Origin of the sequence: Pannonibacter sp. XCT-53, assembly GCF_009915765.1 — a bacterium.
Taxonomy (GTDB): domain Bacteria; phylum Pseudomonadota; class Alphaproteobacteria; order Rhizobiales; family Stappiaceae; genus Pannonibacter; species Pannonibacter tanglangensis.
Window position 1 is genome coordinate 839,002 of sequence record NZ_JAABLQ010000001.1, and the last position, 20,585, is coordinate 859,586.

A 20,585-nucleotide genomic window follows, 5' to 3' on the forward strand; every position below is an offset into this window, starting at 1 on the left:
CACTGCCCCCAAGGCAGCCGGACTGCAGGGAGCAGGGGAGGCGCCCGCGCCACGCGCGGCAGCAAAAAGGCACCCGCGCAGGCAGGTGCCTCGGACTGCGGACCCAGCTCGACCTCGGCGTCGTCATCCGGCCTAAGCGCAGCGCCGGGCCGGGACCGGAGGGTCGAAGCCTCTGGAGTTCAACGCGTTAAACCCTGCGAGACCCTTGCGCTCCGCCCGGGTGGTCGCGGCATCAGCCTGTCGCGGCAGGCGGTCATGCCGGCCCGGCGGGCCGGCAGTTCGCGTGGGGCGAGGCGTCTCAGGCGATAAACACGCCGGCGGCGTCGAAGGCCGCACGGGTGCCGATGAAGGCCACCGTGATGTCGTCCGTGATCTGCGTGTTCACGAAGGCGATCTGGTCGCCGTTGTTCATGTTCACGTCCGTGTCGACGATGAACAGGAACTTCGTGCCGTAGCTGTAGACATTCACCTGGTCGAAGGCGGTGACGATGCTGCGCACCAGATCCTTGGCGTTGCTGCCCGGCAGGGAGTTGAACAGCTGCGAGCTGTTGTCGGCCAGATGCAGGCCGGCGCCGGCGGTGGTCACGCCGTCGAAGGTCGTCACCGACGAGTTGTCGGACGGGGTCGCGGCACTGCCCGGCACCAGCGGCAGCACGTCGGAGGCGGACGCGCCGATGCTCACCGTCACCAGGTCCTTGCTGCTGAAGGTGATGTTGGTCGCGGTCGAGCTCTGGAAGGCCTGGGAGGCTGCAACGAGCACGATGCTGGACGATCCGGCCGCGTCGCCGGCATCCGTCGCGCTGGAGCCGCTGCTGCTGCTGCTGCTGCCGCCGCCACCGGACTTGGAGGGAAGTTCGGCCGCCTGGGCAGGGCGCTCGGCCGAGCCGGCGCCCGCGCTGCCGGATCCGGCTGCGGCGGTTGCATCATCCTGCTTGCCATGCAGGGCGGCCGTGTCGACGGCGGTCTTGGCCTGGCCGCCGTCCTTGGCGGCGTCCTGGTGCGTCACGCGCAGGTCGGCCAGATGCTTCGGCGCCTCATCGGCGGCCTTGGCCTTCTGCGGCTCGTCGCCGCGCACCAGCGCCTGGTCGACGTCGGCGATGACCTTCTTGGAGGCATCGGCCAGGGTCACCTTGTCGGTCTGGTCGGTCTTCTGCGGCGCGCTGGCCTCGACATGGGTCGGGGTCTCGTCGACGATCTTGTTCAGGTCGTCGCGCACCACGCCGACGGTCACCACGATGGCGCCGACCATGGCGGCCATCAGCACCGGGTTGTCGACGCTTTCCTGCAGGCGGGCAAGCACGGCGCGGATCTTGGCGAGCTGGCTGTTGCTGATCTCGGCGAGAGCATTGTCCTCGCCGGAGCCGTCATGGGCCTGGGCGGCCTTGCTCTTGACGACCAGGAACACGGCGACGAGCGAGAACAGCAGCTGCGCCGACGGGTGGCTGACCACGTTGCCGGCACGCTCGCGGTTCTGCTGCAGCTTGCCGCTGATGGCGTTCTCGAACTGGTCGACGGCCTGGCGGAAGTTGCTGGCCTTCACGCGCACGTTCAGCGGCTCGCTGACCATGATGTAGTCGCCCGACAGCCGCGCCAGATGCAGGAACACATCCTCGCCGGTCGGGTCGAAGAACACCGCCCAGGGTTCTCCCTTGTCGGTCACGCCACGGTCCAGGTCCACGCCGAGCCCGTTCTGCTGCAGCAGGTGCAGCACGCGGTAGATCTCGGCGAGTTCCTGCTGGCGCCAGTCACCGGAGGGGGACGGCTGCGCAGGGCGGGGCGAGAAGAACAGAAGCGACATGCGTCGGCGGTCCGTTTGCTGGTCGGTCAGGCCATCAACTATGGCGGATCGGGCCTCGAATGCGAAGCGCGGAGTGCGTCTGCCGGAAAAAATCAGGCGGACTGTTGCTCGTCTTCCTCAAACAGGAGCTCGAACACAACCGGCTCATAGTAGCGCAGGATGTGGTAAACGAAATCTTTCCGCTTCATCCCCAGCGCATCGGCCCACTTGGCGAAGCGGCCGGCCGGGATGCGGCCGCGACCGTTCTCGATCTGCGACACGAAGGAGTAGTAGTCGACGCCGACCAGCTCGGCGAGTTCGGTCTGGGAGAGGCCGCGGGCCTCGCGCATGGACTTCAGCCATTCGCCGGCTGCCTTGCGCAGCTGGACGGCGTTGTTTTCCTGGTCGGCGAGGGCCTGCGAGCCGATATGCTTGACCATGTACTGACCCGTTCACGTTTGTCCGGGACATCTTCCGTTCGGACCCTGTGGCAGGACAGTCAGCCACGGAGGAACAGGGGGAACCCGGCACCGGTTGCGACACGGGGAGCAGGGCCCCCCGCAGCTAAATAGTAATTACTCAACATACGGGCGAATCGATGCCGGCGCAATGGCCTGACGGCAGGCGTGCCACCGGTTTGCCGCAATTCTTTCGCTGCCATGCCGCAGATGTGATCGGCCCGGCCCGTCGCGCGCCTGGCCTGATCCGGCACCGCCGGGCCGCGCCGCGATCCGCGTTCCCGGTCTCGGCCCGGTCTTGTTCCCCGCCGGGCCCCGCGGGCCGGCCGACGCCCCTCAGCCGGCGCACTTCGGGTTGACCGCGAAGATCTCGCCATCGGCGACCGTCATGCCCTCGATGGTCGGGATCGCGCGGTTGAACACGAACTGGCACGGGTTGGCAAAGCGGATGTCCCAGCCCCAGGTGTGCAGCAGCTGCAGCAGCTGGCCGTCGATGAGGCGCGAATGGGTGCCGATAAACAGGTACTTCACCTTCTCGTTCATCAGGTCGCCCGCGCGCGACAGGATCTCGTATTCGGCGCCCTGCACATCGACATGCATGTAGTCGATGGTCCGCTCGCCCTTCAGCAGCGTCTCCAGCGCATAGGCGCGGATTTCCGTCGTCTCGTAGGCCATGCCCCGGTAATCGGTGCTGTGGCTGGTCTCGCTGACCCGGCCGCCGAAGTCGACGGCAACGATGTTCTTGGGGAAGTTCAGCGTCGTGTCGGTGTGCCAGACCGCGCCCTCGTAGGTCGCGATGCTGACGCCCGGCTGGCCGGCAAGGCCGTTATAGGCCAGATGCGCCTGCATCAGCTTGTACTTCTCGCTGTCGGCCTCGACGGCGATCAGGCGGATGTCCTTGATGCCGAGACGCTTGCCGATCACGCCGGCAGCCGACACCCAAGGTCCCCAGCCCGCGCCGAATTCGGCCACCGTCAGGCTCGGCTGGCTCTTGCAGGCGTCGATCGCCGTCAGCAGTGCCTCGTATTCGGCGGCGCCGGCAAACACGCTGTCGCCGGGGATCGGCAGGTCCGCGTAGACCTGCCCGGACAGGGCCGGTCCCTGCGGCAGGATGCTCGCGGCCGTGGACACCCCGAGGAAGTTGACGAACCGGCCGTCTTCGGCGCGAAGGGCCTCTGCGGGAGCGCGATAGGTGCGGAAAAGCTCTTCAAGCGACATGCGGTGCGTCCGATCCGTCGTGGTGGTCTGGGGCCCCCGGGGAGCCTGCGGACCCCTCTTAGACCGGAACCGAGGTGCGTTCAACTCGCGTGGGGCCCGGCTCGTCGGAGCGGCGCGCGCGTCAGCCCCGCGCCAGGACGCAAAGCCCGCTCTCGCAGGCCCCTTTCACAGGTCGCTCTGACAGGCAGCTCTCACAGGCAGCTTTCGCAGGCCGGTCCTAAAGGCCGGGCAGGGGGGCGTCGGGGCTGGACGGTGTCGCCGGGCGGGCGCGCGCATCCGGCGCGCGGGGGGCAACGAGGCCCAGGATCAGCTCCGCCACGCGTCGCCCCGGCGCGGCATCCGGGCGGGCCGGCAGCTCCGTCGCCGCCATCAGCCGCAGGTAGCCGAGGGCAAGGTCGATGCGGATGTCCATCTCCGCCTCGAAGGGCGTTGCAATGAGGAGCTGGCGCAACGCGAGGCGCCATCCGGCCTCATGCTCCAGGGCTGCCCGGCGCAGGGCGGCGGACGCGTGCCCCGGAGCGAGCGCGGCCGCATAGGCCCGTCCGAGTGCCGTTGCCTGCAGGGGGCCGAGCGTGGCGTCCAGAAAGGCGGCCAGCGCCTCCGTCGTGGCGCCCGGGCCGGCGCTGCGCAGCGGGGCCGGGGCGGTGCTGGCCTCCAGCGCCTGTCGCAGGGCGGCGGCAAGCCCGGCGTCCTTGCTGCCCCAGCGCCGGGCAAGCGCCTGCTGGCTGGTGCCGGCCCGGGCCGCGATCCGGGCGAGCCCCGCCCCGTCCGGTCCCCGCTCGGCCAGTTCGGCAAGGGCGGCGGCCACGAGGCGTCGGGTCAGGTCTTGGGCGCGCGGACGGCCGCGTTGCCCGGGCGAGGATGGCGTCCGGCGAATTTCGGTCATGGGCAGGACCGTAATTGGCGCTGCGGCGCGCTGCAAGGGGCTCCGGGCCCTTGAGTTTTGGCCCGGCGGACGGAATAAGGGGCGCCAAGGCCAGGCCGCGGCTTGCCGCTGCGGCCCTTTCCTCCCCGGTCGCCCTGTCGGGTCCCGGTCCCCGGGTCCGGTTGCGGCGCTGACTTTCAGGATCATCCCATGTCCGTAGACATCCAGACGGTGAAGCGGGTTGCGCGGCTTGCGCGCATCAAGGTCGACGAGGCGAGTGCCGCCCGCATGACCGGCGAACTCAATGCGATCCTCGGCTTCGTCGAGCAGCTCGACGAGGTCAACATCGACGGCGTGGAGCCGCTGACCTCGGTCGTTGCCCAGACCATGAAGAAGCGCGCGGATGGCGTCACCGACGGCGGCTATCCGGACAAGGTCGTCGCCAACGCGCCGGTCACCGAGGACAACTTCTTCGTTGTCCCGAAAGTTGTCGAGTAAGCGGGCGAGGACCGAACCATGACCGATCTGACCAACCTCACGCTGGCCGAGGCCCGCGACGGCCTCAAGGCCAAGTCCTTCTCCTCGACCGAGCTGACCGAGGCCTTTCTCGGCGCCATCGAGGCTGCCAACCCGAAGATCAACGCCTATGTGGCGGTGACCGGCGACCAGGCCCGCGACATGGCCAAGGCCTCCGACGCGCGCCTGGCCCGGGGCGAGGGCGGCGCACTCGAAGGTCTCCCGCTGGGCATCAAGGACCTCTTCGCCACCAAGGGTGTGCACACCCAGGCCTGCAGCCACATCCTCGACGGCTTCAAGCCGGAGTACGAATCGACCGTCACCGCCAATCTCTGGGCCGATGGCGCCGTCATGCTCGGCAAGCTGAACATGGACGAGTTCGCCATGGGCTCGTCGAACGAGACCTCCTATTACGGCAACGTGGTCAACCCGTGGCGCAAGGCCGGCTCCGACCAGGCGCTGGTTCCGGGCGGCTCCTCGGGCGGTTCGGCTGCCGCGGTTGCCGCCAGTCTCTGCCTCGGGGCCACCGCCACCGACACCGGCGGCTCGATCCGCCAGCCGGCCGCGCTCACCGGCACCGTCGGCATCAAGCCGACCTACGGCCGCTGCTCGCGCTGGGGCGTTGTCGCCTTCGCCTCGTCGCTCGACCAGGCCGGCCCGATCGCCAAGACCGTGCGGGACTGCGCCATCCTGCTGAAGTCCATGGCCTCCGTCGATCCGAAGGACACCACCTCGGTCGACCTGCCGGTGCCGGACTACGAGGCCGCGCTCGGCAAGTCCGTGAAGGGCCTGCGCATCGGCATTCCGGCCGAGTACCGTGTCGAGGGCATGCCGGCGGAAATCGAGGCGCTGTGGCAGCAGGGCATCGCCTGGCTGAAGGACGCCGGTGCGGAGATCGTCAACATCTCGCTGCCGCACACGAAATATGCACTGCCTGCCTATTACATCGTCGCTCCGGCGGAAGCCTCGTCGAACCTTGCCCGGTATGACGGCGTGCGCTACGGCCTGCGCGTGCCGGGCAACGACATCATCGACATGTACGAGAACACCCGCGCCGCCGGCTTCGGTGCCGAGGTGCAGCGCCGCATCCTGATCGGCACCTACGTGCTGTCGGCCGGCTACTATGACGCCTATTACCTCAAGGCCCAGAAGGTCCGGACCCTGATCAAGCGGGACTTCGACCTGGCCTTCGAGGCAGGCGTCGATGCGATCCTGACGCCGGCCACCCCGGATGCGGCCTTTGCGCCGGGCGAGATCACCGATCCGGTCGCCATGTACCTCAACGACATCTTCACGGTGACGGTGAACATGGCCGGCCTGCCGGGCCTCTCCGTTCCCGCCGGCCTGTCGGCCTCCGGTCTTCCGCTCGGCCTGCAGCTGATCGGGCGTCCCTTCGACGAGGAGACGCTGTTCCAGGTCGCCGAGGTGATCGAGAAGGCGGCTGGCCGCTTCACCGCCAGCCGCTGGTGGTAACAGCCAGGATCCGGGGCCCCGGCCATGACCGACGTCCAGACGCTTGTCATCGGTGCCGGGGTCGTGGGGCTTGCAACCGCGCGGGCGCTGGCGCTTGCCGGCGATGAGGTCATGGTGCTGGAGCGCCACGGCCTCATCGGGTCGGAAACCAGCTCCCGCAGTTCGGAAGTCATTCACGCCGGGATCTATTATCCCCGCGACAGCCTCAAGGCCCGGCTCTGCGTTGCCGGCCGCAAGGCGCTCTATGCCTATGCCGCCCGGCGCGGCATCGCTCACCGCCGGCTCGGCAAGCTGATCGTTGCCACCGATGCCGGGCAGGCGGGCCAGCTTGACGCCATTGCGGCAGCGGCCGCCGCCAACGGGGTCGAGGATCTGGTCCGGCTCGACGCGGCTGCGGCGCGGGCGCTGGAACCGGAGCTGTCCTGCACCGCCGCGCTCCTGTCGCCGTCGACCGGGATCATCGACAGCCACGCGCTGATGCTCGCGCTCCAGGGCGATCTGGAGGCCGCCGGCGGGCAGGTGGTGCTCAACACCTGCGTTGCCGCCATCGAAGCAGTGCCCGGTGGCTATGCCGTCGAGATCGCCGGGGAGGGGGGCTATCGCCTGACCTGCCGGCGCCTTGTCCTGTCGGCGGGGCTTGGCACGCCGGCGCTGCTGCGCGGCCTTGCCGGCGACAGGCTGCCGCGCTTCGGCCTCGCCAAGGGCAGCTATTTCCGCCTCGCCGGCCGCGCGCCCTTCTCGCGCCTGATCTACCCCGTGCCCGTGCCGGGCGGTCTCGGCATCCACCTGACGCTCGATCTGGCCGGCCAGGCCCGCTTCGGTCCGGATGTGGAATGGATCGAGACCGAGGATTACCGGGTTGATCCGGCGCGCGGGGCTGCCTTCGAGGCGGCGGTCCGCTGCTACTGGCCCGGCCTGCCGGAGGGGGCGCTGCAGCCCGACTACGCCGGCATCCGGCCCAAGCTCGGCGGGCCGGGCGATCCGGCGGCCGACTTCCGGATCGAGGGGGCGTCCGGGCACGGCCATCCCGGACTGGTGCTGCTGATGGGCCTCGAATCGCCCGGCCTGACGTCCTGCCTGGCCATCGCCGGGGAAGTCCTCGACAAGATTAACGAAGTTTAATCCATGACCCGACCCGCTCCCGAAATCCCGCCTCAATTGCCGCCTAAACAATGTCCTGCAGGTCGCCGTGGGGCGGCTTGTTAACGGGTTGGTGGTTCAACTCGACCGATGCGACAAAAATAATGAGTGCCGGTGTGCCGCGTTGCAGCATTTTGATGGACGAAAGGCCTAAGTACCTCATATTATTGCCGCATAGTCCTGCCGTCTGGCGAAACGGCACGACCCCCCGACTTCGCTGCGACAACCCTTCCTTCGGGCAACAGACGTGATCGACCGACGCAAGTTTCTTGTGACCAGTTCCGTGTGCCTCGGTGCCTTTGCCGGCGCCCTGCCATTCCTTTCCGGTCAGGCCAGTGCCCAGCAGCAGCCCGTCGCGCCTGCGGTTCCCGCCGGTGCCGCGCCGCAGCCCGCCTTCTCCTTCGACGAGATGACCGAGCGCATGCGCCAGAAGGCGCGCGAGGCCTTTGCCGAGACCGTTGTCGGCGTGCCGGACAAGTTCGCCCAGCTCGACTACGACCAGTATCGCGCCATCCGCTTCCGCATGGATCGCGCGGTCTGGAAGAACGATGACCTTGCCTACGAGCTGCATGCCTTCCATCCGGGCGGCCTCTACACCAAGCCGGTGCAGATCTTCGAGATCGACGGCCCGGTCCTGCGCGAGATGCATTTCACCGGTGCCGATTTCGAGTACCGCGAGCCGCTGGTTGCGGCCGACTACGAGGCGGTCGACCTGCCGGGCGTGGCCGGGTTCCGCCTGCATTACCCGCTCAACCGTCCCGACTACCGCGACGAGCTGATCACCTTCCTCGGCTCCAGCTATTTCCGCGCCCTCGGCAAGGGCTCGATCTACGGCCTGTCCGCGCGTGGCCTGGCCATCGACACCGCCGCCGGCCGGCCCGAGGAGTTTCCCCGCTTCACCCGCTTCTTCATCGAGCGGCCGCAGCCGGGGCAGAACGATGTCGTGCTCTATGCCGAGCTGGAGAGCGAGCGCGTCACGGGGGCCTATTCCTTCCGCATCACCCCGGGCATCAACACCGAGGTCGAGGTGGATGCGCGCATCTTCCTGCGCGGTGCGGTCGAGCGGCTGGGCGTTGCCCCGCTCACCTCGATGTATCTCTTCGGCGAGAACGACCACCTCGGCTTCGACGACTTCCGGCCGGAGGTGCATGACAGCGACGGCCTGCTGATCCTGCAGCAGTCGGGCGAGCGCATGTGGCGGCCGCTGGTGAACCCGGTCAACCTGGCGCTGTCCTTCTTCACCGCCGAGAACCCCAAGGGCTTCGGCCTGCTGCAGCGGGATCGCGCCTTCGACAGCTACCAGGACATGGAGGCCCATTACGAGCGCCGCCCGTCGCTGTGGATCGAGCCCCTTGACGACTGGGGGCGTGGTCATGTCATGCTCGCCGAAATTCCGTCGCAAAAAGAAATCCACGACAACATCGCCGCCTTCTGGATCCCCGACACCCGCGCCGAGGCGGGCTCCGAGTACCGGTTCCGTTACCGCATGTACTGGGGCCGCGAACCGGAGCCGGGCACCGATCTGGCGCAGGTCTTGCATACACGTACCGGGCATGGTGGCACCGCCGCCTCCGACTACGATGAGGCGCTGCGCAAGTTCGTCGTCGAGTTCAAGGGCGGTCCGCTGATGGGGGTAGGGGCCGATGCGCCGCTGGAGCCGCGCCTGTGGGTGCAGAATGCCAGCGTGCAGAACCCGATCCTCCAGCAGGTTGAAACCGGCTCCTGGCGCTACATCTTCGATCTCGTTCGCGAGGATGCGGGCCGGCCCTCCGAAATGACCCTGTCTCTGGCACTGAACGGCAAGGCAGTGACCGAGACCTGGATGTACCAATGGAACCAAACGGTATGAGTGCAGTTGTTCTGAGAGACCAGGAGGCTTCTCTGATGGACGATAACGCGTATCTGGCGATGTCCGCCGATCCGCTGGCCGACGGCCTCGCGCATGCGCGCAGCCGCTTCGCCCGCCCGGATCTGGACGACGCCACGCTGATGGGCGCGCTCGCTTCCGCCATGGTTCACCTTGGCGTGACGGGAACCGTCGAGGAGCTGCTGTCCGGCGGCGATCTCGACCTGATCGCGGCGGTCGCCTCCTGTGCGCCGCTGCCGCAACCCCGCGTCGGTCTGGCCATGCCCGAGCATGACCTGCAGGGCCGCATGGACCTGTCGGCCTCGAGCTTCCGCGCCTTCCTGCGCGGCCTGATCGGACCGCGCTCGTCGGTCGGAGGCTGAGATGATCGGAACCGGGGAGGGCCGCTTCGCGGTCGCCGTCCGGCGGATCGGAGCCATCGTGCTGGCGGCGACCATGACGGTTGCCGCCGCTTCCATGTTTGGCACCGTGGTCCAGTCCGACGGCTTCGACTGGGTCGACATCCTGCGCGTCAGCCTCATCGTGCTGACGGCCTTCTGGCTTGCCTGGGGTGCCTGCACGGCCATTCTCGGCGTTCTCTTCAATCCGCCCCCGGTCGCCAGCATCTCCGCTCGCCCGACGCTGCGCACCGCCATCCTCGTGCCTGTCTACAACGAGGACACCGGCCCGGTCTTCGCGCGCATCGCGGCCATGTACCGCTCCATCACCGAGGCCGGCTACGGCGACCTGTTCGACTTCCACGTGCTGTCCGACAGCACCAGGCCCGCGAGCGTGGCCGCCGAGGAAGAGGCCTATCGCGCCGCGCTGATCCAGCTCAAGGCCGGCGGCCGGCTCTACTACCGCAACCGCACCCAGAACATCGGCCGCAAGGCCGGCAACATCGCCGACTTCATCCGCACGTCCGGCGGGGCCTACGAGTTCATGCTGGTGCTCGATGCCGACAGCCTGATGCGCGGCGAGACCATCATCGAGATGGTGCGGCGCATGGAGGCCGACCCGAAGCTGGGCCTGCTGCAGTCGCTGCCGCAGGTGATCGGCCTCAACACCCTGTTCGGCCGGGTGCTGCAATTCTCCGCCGCCTTCTACTCGCCGGTCTTCACCCGCGGCGTGGCTGCGCTGCAGGGCACAGAGGGGCCGTTCTGGGGCCACAACGCCCTCATCCGCGTGCGCGCCTTTGCCGAATCCTGCGGCATGGCCTCGCTCTCCGGCAAGCCGCCCTTCGGCGGGCACATCCTCAGCCATGACACCGTCGAGGCGGCGCTGCTGGCCCGCGACGACTGGACGGTGCGGGTCGATCCCGATCTCGGCGGCTCCTTCGAGGAAGCCCCGGCCAATGTGGTCGCCTATGCCAAGCGGGACCGGCGCTGGTGCCAGGGCAACCTGCAGCACGCCCGCCTGCTGGCGGCGCCGCGCCTGCGGCTGTGGAGCCGGATCTCGATCGTGCAGGGCATCTTTGCCTATCTGTCCTCGCCGATCTGGCTCGCCTTCATCGTCGCCTCGCTGGCTGCGCCCCATTTCGCGCCGCCGCCGGTGTATTTCGACGCCCGCTCGCCGTTCCCGGTGTTCCCGCATCCGGAAACCACCACCGCGCTGGCGCTGCTGTTCGGCGTGGTTGCGCTCCTGATCCTGCCCAAGGCGATCCTGCTGGTCCGTGCGCTGCTGCGCGGCGATGCGAAGTACTTCGGCGGGCCGGTCATGGTGACGCTCAGCGCCGTGCTGGAGCTGGTCATCACCTCGCTGCTGGCGCCGATCCACATGATGTTCCAGAGCCGTTCGGTGATGCAGATCGTGTTCGGCGGCGATTCCGGCTGGCCGGCGGCGGACCGGGCCGATGGCTCCCTGTCCTTCGCCTCCAGCGTCAAGGCGACGTGGTGGATGAGCGCCGGCGGTGCCGCGGCCCTTGCCTTCGCGGTCGAATACACGCCCGACCTGCAATACTGGCTGATGCCGATTGCGCTGCCGCTGATCCTGGCGCCGCTGATCGTCTTCGTCACCTCGTCGGTGGCCGTCGGCCGCGCCTTCCGCAGCCTCGGCTTCTTCCTCACGCCGTACGAGATCCACCCCGAAGAGGTGATCCTCGGCATGCGGCGCGAACTGGGAGAACTCGAGGCCGAGCCGGCGACGCCCGCGCGCGCCGCCTGATGGTCCCCTGACAGTCGCCTGACAGTCGCCTGACAGTCGCCTGACAGTCGCCTGGCCATCGCCTTGCTGCCGTTCAGTCCGGGCCGGAGCCATGCTCCGGCCCGTCTCATGTCAGCCTCCTGTGACGAGAGGCCCCCGTGACGAGAGGCCCCGGTCGGGCCCTTGTCCTGTCGGGGTCGGGGCGTGTCCGGCGTCCCGCGCCGGCCGGCGTGAGCCGCACGAGGGCGACCCTGGCGTGATTTTTCTGTGCTGTCTTTGCGGGAAGGCCTTGAAACTCCGTGAAATCGGCGCAACTCCAAGCCGGTGCTCGCCAAGCGATCACAGAGGCGATAAGGAGAGATCATGTTTGGATCCGAAGACACCTGGGCGAGCCTGATCGGCCTTTCGGGCCTCCTCAACCCGCTGGCGCTGCTGACCGGCGGGCTGCTGGGCTGGTATGCCGATGCGAAGGTCAAGATCGCCATCGCCGCCTTTGCGGCGGCCTGCCTGTCCGTGGTGGTCGACGCGGCGCTGCGCGTGACCGGCTCCGCCCAGTTCACCCCGGAAGTCGGCGCCCTCGCGGCCTTCCCGTTCCGCTTCGTTGCCGGCGGCTGCGCGGCGGCGCTTGTCTTCTCGGTCCGGCGGATGTTCGGCCGCAGCGCCTGACGCTGACGGTCCCGACGTCCGGCCGGGCCACTCGGCTCCGGTCAAGGCGCGCCGGCGATACCTCTCTGGCAAAAGCTCTCTGGCAAGGAGACACCACAAAAGGTGTCCGCTTGTCCGCGTCAGTCAGTCAGTTGGCCAGTCGGGCGGGCGGATCTCGATCAGCCGCGTGATTGCCAGGTGGAAAAGAGATCCTGGTTTGGACAGAGATCCGGTGCCTTGTCCGCACCCTCGGGGTGGGCATCCAGCCAGTGGCGGCACGCCTCTGCCTGATCGCAGCCCATGCAGCGCGACGCCGCGAGGCGGATCTCGGAGGTGCCCGTCGCGGAGTGACCGGCCTGCATCGCCCCGACGGTGCGCATCATGCGGCCCATCAGTTCGGCCCGTTCGTTCAACCGGTCCATCCAGCTCATGCCTGTATCTCCCCTGGCCTGCGGGAGGGCAGGCCGTCAGATCGACAGGTGTCGCCTGTCCCGATGTGGACTGCCTTGACGCTGATCAAGCTCCGGCAAACAATCAGCCGTCCGCGTGGCCCGTCGTCGCCTTTGTCCCGCCCGCACCGTTGCCCCTCTCGTCCGGGGGGCCTTGCGGGCCAAGCTTGGTCCGGGCTGGTCCGGAGGCGTCCGGTGCGCCGTCCGACCTGCGGGCAAGGAGATGCCGTGGCAGCCGAACTTCCTCCGACCCAGGCCAGTCCCCTTGCGGGCAGCGCGTCGTCGGCCGCGCCGGCCCTGAGCGAGGGCACCGTGCTGTCGGGCCGGGTGGTGCAGGGGCCCTCCGACAGGATGCGACTGGCCGTCCCCGGCGGGACGCTCGAGGTCGCGAGCGACGCGCCCTTGCCCCCCGGAACGCCCGTGCGTGTCGAGGTCGAGGCCACCGATCCGGTGCTGCGGCTCAAGGTGAGCGTCGATCTGCAAGCCCTTCAGCGTCCGCAGGGCGCGGCGCAGCCGCCCTTGCCGCAAGGCTCGGCGCCGCCGCTGCCCGGGGCTGCGGGGCAGGGCGCGTCCCTCACGCCGATGCCTCCGCCTTCTGACCTGCCGGCCCCGGCGCGCCCGGCCACCGAGGTCCTGCGCCAGTCCCTCGGCACGCAGCTTGCCGCACTGGCCGCCAGCCAGCCGTCGCCCGGGTCTGGCCCGGCAAACCGGACGCTGCCTGTCCCGTCCTTCCCGGCGTCGTCGACGCCTGTCGCCCCGTCTGCCGGGGTGCCGCAGACCGGGCCGGTCTCCGGCGCGCCCGCAGGCTCCCCGGGCCTCTTGTCCGCCGCCACACTGGGCCAGGTAACGGGCCAGGTACCAGGCCAGGTGCCGGCCCCGGGACCCGACGCGGCCCTCCAGTCTGCCTCGCCCCGGCCCGCCCCCGCGCAGCCGACCTCCGCCCAATCTTCCCCTGCCCAGCCCTCCCTGGCCCAGCCTGTCGGGCCCGGTCCCGGCCCCGGTGCGCCGCCATCCGTCGCCGCGCCGGCTGCGCCGCTGCCGGCAGAGCCCGGGGCTCCCGCGTCCGGTCTCCCGTCGGGGACTGCGCCCGCGCGTCCGGCCTTGCCCTCCGGCGCCGGCCTTGCGCCCGGGAGCGCGGCGGCAGGCGCCTTGTCCCCTGCGGGTCCGGCGGGGGCGCAGGGCCCCGCTGCCGGTCCTCAAGCCGCCAGCAGCACACCGGGTGCTCCGGCCACCCCCTTGCCGGCAGCCGCCTCCGGCACACCGGGTGCTCCGGCGGCCGGGGCCGGAGCCGGAGCCGGAGCCGGAGCCGCCGCGTCGCTCCCGCCCGGCGGTTCGCCGGCGGGGGCTGCCCCGACGCCGGCCGCAAGTGGCCCCCTCGCTCCTGCAGCACCGGGCACGTCCCCGGCCGCGCCCGTGCTTGCCGGCCCAGGTTCCCAGACAGGTGGCCAGACAGGTGGCCAGGCAGGTGCGGCTCCCCTGCCGGGTGGTCCTGTCGCCGGCAGTCCGGCGACCGCGTCGCCATCTGCGCCCCCCGCACAGGTTTTCACACTGGCCCCCACAGGGACCTCAGCAGCGTCCCCGACATCCCCGGCGGCCGGCGTCGCCTCGCCCGGGACGCCCCCGCCGCCCGGACCCACATCACCCGGACCCGCATCACCCGCAGCCACATCACCCGCAGCACCATCGGCACAAGCTGCCGCCGCCCCACAAGCTGGCGCCCCCCGACAAGCTGGCACGTTGCCGGCCGCTGCCGGGCCGGCGCCGGCGGCCCTCTCACCGGCAGCGGGCCCGGCCGCGACCCGGCCCGGGCCGGCCATGCCCTCCGATCCGGCCCTGCTGCCGCGTCTCGGGTCGCAACCGGCGCTGGAACAGGCGCTCTCGTCCGTCCTCGCGCTGGCGGACGGGCCGGAGACCGCCAGCCTGCCGGCCGCGCTCCAGTCCTTCACCGCGACCTTGCGCGGCTTCCGGATGCCGGCCGAGGCGGCGACGGATCCGGCGGCCTTGCGGGCGGCAGTGGAGCTGGTCGCCGGCCTGGCCTTGCCGCGCGGGGCGGGCCAGCCGGCCACCGGCGCCCTGGCGACGGTGGCCAGGGCCGATGGCCTGCGCAGCTTCCTGCTGACGCTGGCCGGTCTCGTCGCCGACAGCCAGGAAGGCGCTGCGTCCGCGCCGGCGCGTGCCGGCGGCGCCCAGGCAGCGCCCCTCGCGGCTGCGGCGGGGAAGCCGGGCCGGGCGGATCCGCAGAGCGTCGGCGCGCGACTGACGCCCGGCGAGGCGGTCTCTCTTGCCCGTCTGACCGGGCAGGAGGCGCAGGTCCAGGGCACGCTGGCCCGTCTCGCCCGCGCCCTCGACGAGGCGCTGGTGCAGGACCTGCGCCGCAGCCACGCCCGGGGCAGCGGCGCGACCGAGGCCGGGGCAGGGGCCTCGTCCCCGTCGCAGGCCGCCGCCCGGGCGGCTGACCTCACCCTTGACCTGCTGCTTTATGTCGGTGGCGAGACCCGGCTTCTCACCCTCTCCATCGGCCGGGACGGCGGCGGTGCGGGCGAGGCGGGCGAGGGGGCGGCGGAGTGGCGCGTGCGCTTTGCGCTCGCGCTGCCCGCCACCGGTCCGGTGGAGGCGGCCGTCAGCCTGCGCGGCAAGGCGCTGGCCGTCGTGTTGCGGGCCGAGCAGCCGGAAACGGTCGCAGCCTTCCAGGCCCTCTCCGGGACGCTGCAGGCGCTGCTGGCGGAAGAGGGGCTGGAGCTTGCCGGCCTGCAGATCCAGAAGACCAGCGCGCCGCGCGGCCAGCATGCGGACACGCGCTCATGACGGCCGGTGACGACAAGCCCCCGCGCCTTGCCATCGCGCTGAAATACGACAACCGCGGTGCCCCCACGGTCACCGCCAAGGGCCGGGGGGCGGTCGCCGAGCGCATCCTGCAGGCCGCCCGCGAGGCCGGCGTGCCGATCCAGGCCGATGCGATGCTGGCGGAGGCGCTGTCCGGCATCGAGCTGGACGAGGAGATCCCGGCCGAGCTCTACCAGGCGGTCGCGGTGCTGATCGGCTTCATCCTGCGCACCGGCCGCGCCCCGGGATAGGCCCGTCTCCTGTCGGGGACGGGAGCCAGCTTGGAAGTCCTGGGAGGAGGGCCGGGGGCGCGGCCTGCGGGCTCGCCCCTGCAGCCGGACGCGCCGCCTGACGTCCCGCAAGATCGGGTGCGGTGCCTGCCGGCGGAAATGGATGTTGCGCGCGCGCCCCCTCTTGCGGGAGGCGCAATTCCCGTCTAGGCAACAGGGGATGCGCGCCGGCCCGGTCCTCCTCCAGACCGGGGTTTCGGCCTGCGCCTGGCCTGGCATCCGGCAGGCGGCCGGCCGGGCTCAACAGGCATGTGAACAGGGTTTGAGATCAGATGACGATTGTCGAGGCACGTAAGCCCGATCCGAAAAAATTCATCAGGGGCGCCACGGGCGACTGGGAAGTCGTGATCGGCATGGAAGTCCATGCCCAGGTCACCTCCGCCGCCAAGCTCTTCTCCGGTGCCTCGACCGAGTTCGGCAAGGATCCCAATTCCAACGTCAGCCTCGTCGATGCGGCGATGCCGGGCATGCTGCCGGTCATCAACGCGGAATGCGTCGCCCAGGCGATCCGCACCGGTCTGGGTCTGAAGGCCCGGATCAATCTCAAGTCCGTGTTCGACCGGAAGAACTACTTCTACCCGGACCTGCCGCAGGGCTACCAGATTTCCCAGTTCAAGCAGCCGATCGTCGGCGAGGGCAAGATCATCCTCGACATGCCGGACGAGCGCGTCGAGGTGGGCGTGGAGCGGCTGCATCTGGAGCAGGATGCGGGCAAGTCGCTGCATGACCAGCATCCGACCATGTCCTTCGTCGACCTCAACCGCTCGGGCGTGGCGCTGATGGAGATCGTCTCCAAGCCGGACCTGCGCTCGGCCGACGAGGCCAAGGCCTACCTGACCAAGCTGCGCACGATCCTGCGCTATCTCGGCACCTGCGACGGCAACATGGACCAGGGCTCCATGCGGGCCGACGTCAACGTCTCCGTGCGCCGTCCGGGCGAGGGCTTCGGCACGCGCTGCGAGATCAAGAACGTCAACTCCATCCGCTTCGTCGGCCAGGCCATCGAGTATGAGGCCCGCCGCCAGATTGCGATCCTTGAAGATGGCGGCGCCATCGACCAGGAAACCCGCCTCTATGACGCGGTGAAGGGCGAGACCCGCTCTATGCGCTCCAAGGAAGAGGCGCATGATTACCGTTACTTCCCCGATCCGGACCTCCTGCCGCTCGAGTTCACGCAGGCCTATGTCGACGAGCTGGCCGCGCATCTGCCCGAGCTGCCGGATGACAAGAAGGCGCGCTTCGTTGCCGATTACGGCCTTACCGCCTATGACGCCGATGTTCTCGTTGCCGAAAAGGTTTCGGCCGATTTCTTCGAGCAGGTTGCGAAGGGCCGTGACGCCAAGGTCGCAGCCAACTGGGTCATCAACGAGCTGTTCGGCCGCCTCAACAAGGAGGGCCTGAGCCTCGAGACCAGCCCGGTGTCGGCCGACCAGCTCGGCGGCATCATCGACCTCATCAAGTCCGACACGATTTCCGGCAAGATCGCCAAGGACCTGTTCGAGATCGTCTGGACCGAGGGCGGCGATCCGGCGGCCATCGTCGAGGCGCGCGGCATGAAGCAGGTCACCGACCTCGGCGCGATCGAGGCCGTGGTCGACCAGATCATCGCCGCCAACCCGGACAAGGTCGCCCAGGCGCGCGAGAAGCCGACACTGCTCGGCTGGTTCGTCGGCCAGGTCATGAAGGCAAGCCAGGGCAAGGCCAATCCGCAGGCGGTCAACGACCTGCTCAAGGCCAAGATCGGCATCGACTGAAATCCCGGGCCGGGCGCGCAATCCGTGCGCCTGGCCCGGTCTTGCCTTGAGGGCTCGCCGGGGGGCAAGGCGGGCACTCGTCATCCTTGGGGTGGGGAGAGGGCGCTGCGGCGGCAGCGTTTGCAACCTGATGAACACCGTTCGCCCGAACGACGGTCGACTGCCCGGCACACACACGCCGCTCCCTCCCTTGCCCGGTCAGGTCGAGGGCGCGCGGGGGCTGGCGCATCCGGCGGCCGTGCTTGCCCTTGTCGCCCTCTGGGCGCTTGCCCATCTCCTCCTGCGCGGGCTGCTGTCGCCGGTCATCGGCACCGACGACATGATGGAAAATGTCCTCGCCCAGACGCTGGAACCGGGCTACAGCCTGCGCCAGCCGCCGCTCTACGAGTGGCTCCTGTGGTCGCTGCAGCAGGTCGTCGGTCCCACCATCTGGTCGTTCCTGCTGCTGAAATACGCGCTGTTGCTCGGGGCTGCAGCCTGTCTTCTGGCGCTGGCGCGGCGTGCCATGCCGCCGCTTACCGCGGCCTTCTGCCTCCTCTCCTTCTCGGCGCTCTATCAGCTCGGCTGGAACCTGCACGAGGGGGTCACCCACACGGTGGTGCTGGTCGCGGCCTCGGCGGCCACGGCGCTGGCGCTCGTGCGGGCGCTCACGTCCGGCCGCCTCGCCGATTACCTGCTGGTGGGGCTTGCGCTTGGTGCCGGTCTCCTCGCCAAGCACTCCTTCGCGCTCTTTGCGCTCGCACTGGCGCTGGCGGTCCTGTCCGACCGCCACTGGCGCAGCCGCCTGTCGCCCGGCGGGCTTGCGCTGGCCGGTGCGGCGGCGGCCCTTGTCTACAGTCCCTATCTCGCCTGGGTGCTGGCGCAGCCCTCCGGGCTGGTCGGCGAGACCGCCAGCGTCATGGTGACCGAGGAGGTCGAGGGCCACGTGATCCGGGCGGTGACCGGTCTCGGCCGGCTCGGCTGGAGCCTGTTCGGGTTCCTGATGCCGTTCCTGGGGCTGGTGCTGCTCCTGTTCTGGCAACCGCTTCGCCAGGGGCTCACGGCCGGACGCTCATCGGCACCTGGGGCGGACAGGTCGGCTCAGGACAGGCCAGCTCCGGACAGGCCAGCTCCGGACAGGCCGGTTCTGGACGGTTCAGCCCTTGATCCGGTCGAGGCGGCTGCGGTGGCACGGCTCTGCGGGCGCACGGTCGCCCTTGCCATCGGGCTGACGGCGGCCGGCATCCTGCTCAGCGGGGCCACCTATGTGAAGGAGCGGCACATGCACGCCCTGCTGCTGCTGCTGCCGCTCTGGCTGTTTGCCCGCATCGGGACGCTGCCGGCGCGCGGCCGCCGGCTGCTCGGCCTGTCGCTTCTCGGGCTGGCGCTCGTTGCCTTTGCCGCCCGTGTCCCGGGCCTCGTCGCGCCCGAGCGTCTGCTCTGCGGCGGCGCCTGCCGTCACATGAAGCCTTATGACCAGCTGAAACCGGAGCTGTCGGCGCTGGGGGCTGCCGGGGCCACGCTGGTGGGGGATGACGACTACACCGCCGGCAACCTGCGCGTCCTGTTCCCGCAGGCGCGAATCGTCGGGCCGTCCTGGCGGCCGGACACGCCGCCGCGGGCCGTCTGTCTCCTGGTCTGGGAGGCGGGCGAGGGGAGGCCGGAGCTGGCGGCCGCCGAGGATGTCACCCGCCGCTTCCCGGCGCTTGCGGCGGCGGATCTGGCGGCCGAGCCCCGGTTCATCGCCGCCGGCTGGCCGCATCTGTGGCTTGAGCGGGGGCACCGGGTCACGACCTTCGGCGTGGCCCTTCTGGTGCCGTCGTCACCAATGTGTCAGTGAGCTGTGGCATCAGTCACGCCCTGAGGCCCCCGATGGCGGGGGCTTGCGACCTGATCGGGGAACCATGTCCAGCACGTCCGTTTCCATCGTCCCGGCCACTGCGGAGCACCTGCCGGCCATTCTCGAGCTGATGCGGGCGGGCGCCGTCGGGGCTCTTCCAGCTGCCGCCCCCGCAACAGCCCCGGACGATCCGGCCGCGTTTCTTGCCGCCTTCGAGGCGATCCGGGCAGCCCCCGAGACCGATCTTTTCGTGGTGCTCGACGGGGCCCTCGTCGTCGCCACCTACCAGCTCACGGTCCTCAAGGGCCTCGGCTTCGGCGGGCGGCCGCGGGCGATGGTGGAAAGCGTGCACACCCGGGCGGACCGGCGCAGCCAGGGCATCGGCGCGCAGATGATGGCGCATGCCGAGGCGCGGGCGCGGGCCGCCGGCTGCTGCCTGATCCAGCTCACGTCGAACAGCGCGCGTGTCGATGCGCACCGCTTCTACGTCCGCCTCGGCTTCGAGGCGAGCCACGTCGGCTTCCGGAAGATGCTCAAGCCGGCGGTGGTCGCGGCTTGAATCCGGTCGCCCGGCGGCCTATCCTATCGTATCTTTACGATGAATTGGCCCTGATCCGGTGCGGTCCGGGCCTGAGGCAAGGAGCCCAGCCATGACCGTTTCCCAGACCCAGCCCATCGAACTGCATTACTGGCCAACGCCGAATGGCTGGAAGATCTCGATCCTGCTGGAAGAGCTTGGCGTTCCCTATGAGCTGAAGCTCGTCAACATCGGGGCGGGCGACCAGTTCCGGCCGGAGTTCCTGGCGATTGCGCCGAACAACCGGATGCCGGCCATCGTCGATCCGGAAGGCCCCGGCGGCCAGCCGATCTCCGTCTTTGAATCCGGCGCGATCCTGCAATATCTCGGCCGCAAGTTCGGCCAGTTCTACCCGGCGGACGAGCGGGGCCGGGTCGAGGTCGAGGAATGGCTGATGTGGCAGATGGGCGGCTTTGGCCCGATGCTGGGGCAGAACCATCATTTCCGCATCTATGCGCCGGAAAAGATCGAGTACGCCATGACGCGCTATCTCAACGAGACGCACCGCCTCTATGGCGTTCTCAACAAGCGCCTCGACGGCCGCGACTATGTCGCCGCTGGCCAGTACACCATTGCCGACATGGCCATCATCGGCTGGGCGCAGGGCTGGGAGCGGCAGGGCATGGATCTTGAGGAGTTCCCGCATGTGAAGGCCTGGAAGGCCCGGCTCGAGGCGCGGCCCGCCGTGCAGCGCGGACTGGCCGTCGGCCGCGAGGAGCGCGAGAAGCTGCAGCTGGCCGACAACAAGGCTGCCCAGAGCGTCCTGTTCAACCAGCGCGCCCGCTGATCGCCC

18 protein-coding genes are annotated in these 20,585 nt (G+C 69.7%); 13 read left to right on the forward strand and 5 right to left on the reverse strand.

What is annotated here, in order from left to right; genetic code table 11:
- Positions 1–298: 298 nt before the first annotated feature.
- The 4 genes from GWI72_RS03975 to GWI72_RS03990 form a co-directional block, all read right to left on the reverse strand.
- On the reverse strand, positions 299–1,798 hold the full coding sequence (locus GWI72_RS03975) for a hypothetical protein (protein ID WP_161707903.1): 1,500 nt from the start codon (positions 1,796–1,798) through the stop codon (positions 299–301).
- Positions 1,799–1,890: 92 nt separating this feature from the next.
- Positions 1,891–2,217 carry a helix-turn-helix domain-containing protein gene (locus GWI72_RS03980; protein WP_161675743.1) on the reverse strand — a complete coding sequence of 109 codons (327 nt, stop codon included), beginning with the start codon at positions 2,215–2,217 and terminating at the stop codon, positions 1,891–1,893.
- Positions 2,218–2,571: 354 nt separating this feature from the next.
- Positions 2,572–3,453: an FkbM family methyltransferase gene (locus tag GWI72_RS03985; RefSeq protein ID WP_161707904.1), complete on the reverse strand. Its 882-nt coding sequence runs from the start codon at positions 3,451–3,453 to the stop codon at positions 2,572–2,574.
- 217 nt (positions 3,454–3,670) lie between these two features.
- Complete coding sequence (locus tag GWI72_RS03990) at positions 3,671–4,339, reverse strand: TetR/AcrR family transcriptional regulator (protein WP_161707905.1); 669 nt, start codon at positions 4,337–4,339, stop codon at positions 3,671–3,673.
- A 189-nt stretch (positions 4,340–4,528) separates the two neighbouring features.
- Here GWI72_RS03990 and gatC point away from each other — a divergent pair, with 189 nt between their 5' ends.
- The 7 genes from gatC to GWI72_RS04025 all read left to right on the forward strand — a co-directional run bounded on the left by gatC (position 4,529) and on the right by GWI72_RS04025 (position 12,101).
- Positions 4,529–4,816 carry an Asp-tRNA(Asn)/Glu-tRNA(Gln) amidotransferase subunit GatC gene (gene gatC, locus GWI72_RS03995; RefSeq protein WP_106755294.1) on the forward strand — a complete coding sequence of 96 codons (288 nt, stop codon included), beginning with the start codon at positions 4,529–4,531 and terminating at the stop codon, positions 4,814–4,816.
- Positions 4,817–4,834: 18 nt separating this feature from the next.
- On the forward strand, positions 4,835–6,307 hold the full coding sequence (gatA, locus tag GWI72_RS04000; protein ID WP_161707906.1) for an Asp-tRNA(Asn)/Glu-tRNA(Gln) amidotransferase subunit GatA: 1,473 nt from the start codon (positions 4,835–4,837) through the stop codon (positions 6,305–6,307).
- Between the two features lie 24 nt (positions 6,308–6,331).
- A complete protein-coding gene (locus GWI72_RS04005) occupies positions 6,332–7,429 on the forward strand; it encodes an NAD(P)/FAD-dependent oxidoreductase (protein ID WP_161707907.1) in 1,098 nt (365 codons plus the stop codon).
- A 265-nt stretch (positions 7,430–7,694) separates the two neighbouring features.
- The gene (locus GWI72_RS04010; protein WP_348272638.1) at positions 7,695–9,296 is read left to right on the forward strand and encodes a glucan biosynthesis protein; all 1,602 of its coding nucleotides are present in this window, start codon (positions 7,695–7,697) and stop codon (positions 9,294–9,296) included.
- A 35-nt stretch (positions 9,297–9,331) separates the two neighbouring features.
- Positions 9,332–9,676: a hypothetical protein gene (locus GWI72_RS04015; RefSeq protein ID WP_161675748.1), complete on the forward strand. Its 345-nt coding sequence runs from the start codon at positions 9,332–9,334 to the stop codon at positions 9,674–9,676.
- A gap of 1 nt (position 9,677) precedes the next feature.
- Complete coding sequence (gene mdoH / locus GWI72_RS04020) at positions 9,678–11,456, forward strand: glucans biosynthesis glucosyltransferase MdoH (protein ID WP_161707908.1); 1,779 nt, start codon at positions 9,678–9,680, stop codon at positions 11,454–11,456.
- 342 nt (positions 11,457–11,798) lie between these two features.
- The gene (locus tag GWI72_RS04025) at positions 11,799–12,101 is read left to right on the forward strand and encodes a phosphatidylglycerophosphatase (protein ID WP_161675750.1); all 303 of its coding nucleotides are present in this window, start codon (positions 11,799–11,801) and stop codon (positions 12,099–12,101) included.
- Between the two features lie 158 nt (positions 12,102–12,259).
- On the opposite strand, the gene GWI72_RS04030 is transcribed toward GWI72_RS04025, so the two are convergent.
- Positions 12,260–12,511, reverse strand: coding sequence for a DUF6455 family protein (locus GWI72_RS04030; protein WP_161707909.1), 252 nt, complete (start codon positions 12,509–12,511; stop codon positions 12,260–12,262).
- Between the two features lie 1,833 nt (positions 12,512–14,344).
- Here GWI72_RS04030 and fliK point away from each other — a divergent pair.
- From fliK to GWI72_RS04060, 6 genes are all read left to right on the forward strand, one after another.
- Entirely contained in the window at positions 14,345–15,334 is a 990-nt protein-coding gene (fliK, locus tag GWI72_RS04035) for a flagellar hook-length control protein FliK (RefSeq protein ID WP_161707910.1), read from the forward strand.
- On the forward strand, positions 15,331–15,603 hold the full coding sequence (locus GWI72_RS04040) for an EscU/YscU/HrcU family type III secretion system export apparatus switch protein (RefSeq protein WP_161675753.1): 273 nt from the start codon (positions 15,331–15,333) through the stop codon (positions 15,601–15,603). Before fliK ends, GWI72_RS04040 begins: the two co-directional genes overlap by 4 nt.
- 311 nt (positions 15,604–15,914) lie before the next feature.
- Positions 15,915–17,396 carry an Asp-tRNA(Asn)/Glu-tRNA(Gln) amidotransferase subunit GatB gene (gene gatB, locus GWI72_RS04045; RefSeq protein ID WP_161675754.1) on the forward strand — a complete coding sequence of 494 codons (1,482 nt, stop codon included), beginning with the start codon at positions 15,915–15,917 and terminating at the stop codon, positions 17,394–17,396.
- Positions 17,397–17,526: 130 nt separating this feature from the next.
- On the forward strand, positions 17,527–19,215 hold the full coding sequence (locus GWI72_RS04050) for a glycosyltransferase family 39 protein (RefSeq protein ID WP_161707911.1): 1,689 nt from the start codon (positions 17,527–17,529) through the stop codon (positions 19,213–19,215).
- A 64-nt stretch (positions 19,216–19,279) separates the two neighbouring features.
- On the forward strand, positions 19,280–19,774 hold the full coding sequence (locus GWI72_RS04055) for a GNAT family N-acetyltransferase (RefSeq protein WP_161707912.1): 495 nt from the start codon (positions 19,280–19,282) through the stop codon (positions 19,772–19,774).
- A gap of 91 nt (positions 19,775–19,865) precedes the next feature.
- Positions 19,866–20,579: a glutathione S-transferase N-terminal domain-containing protein gene (locus tag GWI72_RS04060; RefSeq protein ID WP_161707913.1), complete on the forward strand. Its 714-nt coding sequence runs from the start codon at positions 19,866–19,868 to the stop codon at positions 20,577–20,579.
- The last annotated feature ends 6 nt before the right edge of the window (positions 20,580–20,585 follow it).